Origin of the sequence: Muriicola sp. (genome assembly GCF_049669965.1) — a bacterium.
Classification (GTDB): Bacteria; Bacteroidota; Bacteroidia; order Flavobacteriales; family Flavobacteriaceae; genus Muriicola.
This window is the reverse complement of sequence record NZ_JBATLB010000148.1, coordinates 1-4022: the sequence shown is the minus strand read 5'-3', so window position 1 is coordinate 4022 and position 4022 is coordinate 1. Positions and strand designations below refer to the sequence as shown.

Sequence of the window (4022 nt, the reverse complement as noted above, 5' to 3'; positions counted from 1 at the left end):
GAATACCTTCCAGCGCCTGGTAAATCAGAGTCCTGCGTACTAACGTTTCAGCGACTTTATATATCTGATTCCTCCCGGTGATTTTTATTTTTATACACTCAATGAGGGCATTATAAGACTAATATGTAAATGACTCTTCTGAAATTCCATTTTTAAATAGCACAAGCAGATTGTCTTTTAATGCACAATTATTCGGTTAGGTGTATAAGGAGCTCCGGCAGTTTCCAATTCCTTTTGAAAAGTGCTAAGGTCATCCGTTATTAAAATCCTAAGTTCGTTTCTCAATGGCTCAAATAGTTCCTTCACTATCTTAAGACTCTCCAGATTGGTTTTGGTCGTCTCTGAAGTGGAATAAAACATAGCGTATTGAATATTGCCTAAACGTGCAGCTACAGACATGGGCATCTCAATATCCAATTGTGCTGCGACGTCATCTCCGTTAATACTTTCATTGATCTTATTCAGTTTTTTTTGAATGGCTAAATATTTTATTGTGAGTACTTCTTGATCCAAAGGGGTACGGTCTATTGCCTTTTTTATATACTTCATTTCGTCGTAAACTTCATTTATGATATTTTGAGCCCCTTTGACCAATCTGGCCATTTGCAAGACATCTTGTTGATTTGCCGCCAGTTGATCGCGATCTGCAGCCGGCAAGACCGTATTATTAAGCGGTTTTACGTTAAATGAAGTGGGCACGGAGAGTTCGGTGAATATCCCATCCACAAATTTGGACATACTTACTGTATAGACCCCGGGTGGTACCAAAGTACCAGCATCAGGCCCTGTAAAAGGATTATAGAAAGAAGGAGGGGTCAGCTTTATTGGATCGGTAGATGGTGATCGTAAATCCCACATAAGCCTATTGACACCTTTCATGGGTTTTGTAGTGTACTTCCGCACCACCTCCCCTTTGTCATTCCTAATTGTGAATAGCAAATAGGGGTCTTCTTCGGTTTGTTCATTTTTTAACTCCTCGTAAGACGGGTAAGGATCATTGCTTGTTTTCTTTTCACGATCCAATCTTTGATCTTTTTTAGATTTAATTTCCTCTTTTAAGAAATACGTGATTATCGCCTCGGAGCCGAGATTATCCCCAAGATAATAATCATCTCCCTGGAAAGACTTACCGGGCAGCCCAAGGGGATATCTATTCTCAAATACCAAAGCATCTCTTATTGGCATGAGTTCAGCATCTTTGTTTTCCAAATTCTTTAATTGCCTCAAACTTGTATAATCATCCAGAATATAGAAACCTCTGCCAAAAGTGCCCAATACCAAATCTTCCTCTCTTTTCTGAATGGCTATGTCACGCACCGCAATTGTAGGAAGGCCTCCTTTTAATTGTGTCCAACTTCTACCGCTATTAACCGAGAAAAACATGCCAAACTCAGTACCAGCAAATATAAGATTGGGGTCAACATGATCTTCTTCAAGGGCATATACCGATCCGCGAAGTGGTAAATTACTACTAATGGAAGTCCATGTCATCCCTTTGTCATCACTCCTATAGATATAAGGCCTGAAGTCGCCGTACTTGTGATGGTTAAAAGCAGCATATACTACATTTTCGTTATGTTGGGAAGCCAACAACTCGTTGACGTAGGTAGCAGAAGGCACCCCTTTTATTCCCTGAACTTTCCTCCAGTTTTTGCCACCGTCATCCGTCATCTGTATTAACCCATCATCTGTACCAACATATAATAAATTCTGATTCCTTGGCGATTCTGAAAAAGCTACAATAGTACCATACGGAGAAGTTGAACCATTCTTGGCAACGGCATCTGTGCTCCACACCAGACCCATTACTTTTAATTCGTTTCGGTTTATCTGAGCTGTTAAATCATCACTGATTACATCCCAGCTATTTCCGCGGTCGTCACTTCTGAAAACTTTATTGGCAGCAAAATAGATCCTTCCGGGCTTATGGGCACTGACTTGTAAAGGGGCGTCCCAGTTCCACCTATAGGCATTCTCTCCTTTTCTTGGTTGTGGTTGAATACCTAATTCTTCGCCACTGAGTTTATCATAGCGAACCAAGTACCCATATTGAGATTGTGCATAGACAATATTAGAATTGTCCGGATCAATGGCAGACTCGAAACCATCACCGCCATGAGTCATGAACCACTCTGAATTGGCTATACCATTTCCACTAGTTGTCCTTGATGGTCCGCCCATACTAAAATTATCCTGGGTTCCGCCATAAATAAAATAAAAGGGCTCCGCATTATCCACGGCCACTTTATAAAACTGGGTAATAGGCAGATTGGCCTTAAATTGCCAGGTGGCGGCTGCGTCAAATGTCTCGTAAATGCCTCCATCGCAACCTGCCAGCAAATGATCGGTATCTTTAGGGTCTATCCATAAGGAATGATTATCGACATGCTTAAAATCTTCCCCCAGATTATTAAAAGTTTTACCCCCATCTCTGGAAACCTGCATCCAGGTATCCATGCCATAGATCACATTTTCATTTAGAGGATCTACTACGATTTCCTGGTAGTAATTACCAGAGGAATTGTATTTCCCCTGTTTTTCCCATGATGCGCCACCATTAGTAGATCGATAAAAACCACCTTTATTTTGAGCTGCCTCCACTATGGCGTATAAAGTTTCAGAATTGGAAGGCGCTATTGCTAAACCTACCCGGCCAAGATCTACCTCCGGTAAGCCCTTGTTAACTTTGGTCCAGCTATCTCCTCCATCTGTCGATTTATAAATACCAGACTGAGGACCGCCACCCAAATACGTGAAGACATGTCTTCTCCTTTGAAAGGCCGAGGCATAAAGAATTTCGGGGTTATTCAGGTCCATCACCACTTCATTAATGCCGGTGTTCTCGTCTATCGTGAGTGTAGCCTTCCACGTTTTACCGCCATCAGTAGATTTATATAAGCCTCGGTCACCGCCACCGCTCCATAGCGGACCAATAGCAGCTACGTAAATTATATCTGAATTTCCAGGATGAACAATAATATTTCCAATATGCTCGCTATTGTTTAAGCCCATGTGTTGCCAACTGGCTCCGCCGTCAATTGACTTGTAAACGCCATCCCCATAGGCCACACTGCGCTGATTGTTATTTTCACCAGAACCTACCCAGATAATATTGCTATTGTTAGGATCCATGGTAACACATCCTATTGAATAGCTTTTTTCGCTATCAAATATGGGCGAATAGGTGGTTCCTGAATTTGTTGTTTTCCATACACCCCCGGCGGCTGTTGCCACATAATACTCTTTAGGTTTTTTGGGGTTTACAGCAAAATCTGCGATTCTACCTGAGGTAATTGCCGGACCTATTGATCGAAACTTAAGTCCACTTAAATCAAGCTCTTCTTTTTTCACATCAGAACGCACGGTTTTGCTTTGTTGTGACTGTACTGAGAGGCAAAGGAGAATAGATGCGGTTAGTATAAATAGTTTTTTCATAATGGGCAGCTTACATTCGGTTAGAATACCAAACTACTAATTATTTGCAAATAATCGAAATGAATCATAGACCCTGGATATTCGTATCTCCAAATATCAAATTCCAAAAAAACAATTACCCTCACTTTGCTTCTGCAGGACCACCCATTTGGATCCTTTTTGAATCGACGGTCGAGAAAAAAATTCCGTCAATGTGAAATTCCAATTTTCAAATTCCAAATTCCAAAGAAACAATTAGCCGGGCACGTTTCTCTGCTGGGCCACCCTTTTGGGCCCTTTTCGGGGCAACAGGAAAGATAAGATTACTGATTTAGACAAAATCTCTTGCACAGAAAATTTATTCAGTAAATTAGGGGTAAGACCTACATCTAAATAAATAGCTTATTATAGTTAGGTCAAAATTCAAAATGGTTCATGAAAAAAGTAGTAACCTTTGGGGAGATCATGTTGCGTCTGTCACCTCCCGGATTTTTAAGATTTTCACAGACCAACAGTTTTGATGTGGTCTATGGAGGGGGAGAAGCTAATGTGGCCGTTTCTTTAGCCAATTATGGTGTCCCAGTAGATTTTGTAACCCGTTTACCAAA

At 41.1% G+C, this 4022-nt stretch carries 1 protein-coding gene and 1 pseudogene; one reads left to right on the top strand and one right to left on the bottom strand.

Annotated features, from left to right (window positions below; genetic code table 11):
• Positions 1–177 precede the first annotated feature (177 nt).
• Complete coding sequence (locus WBM49_RS08090) at positions 178–3435, bottom strand: VPS10 domain-containing protein (RefSeq protein ID WP_424371546.1); 3258 nt, start codon at positions 3433–3435, stop codon at positions 178–180.
• Positions 3436–3849: 414 nt separating this feature from the next.
• Here WBM49_RS08090 and WBM49_RS08085 point away from each other — a divergent pair.
• Positions 3850–4022: pseudogene (locus WBM49_RS08085) on the top strand (sugar kinase); the annotation flags it as partial.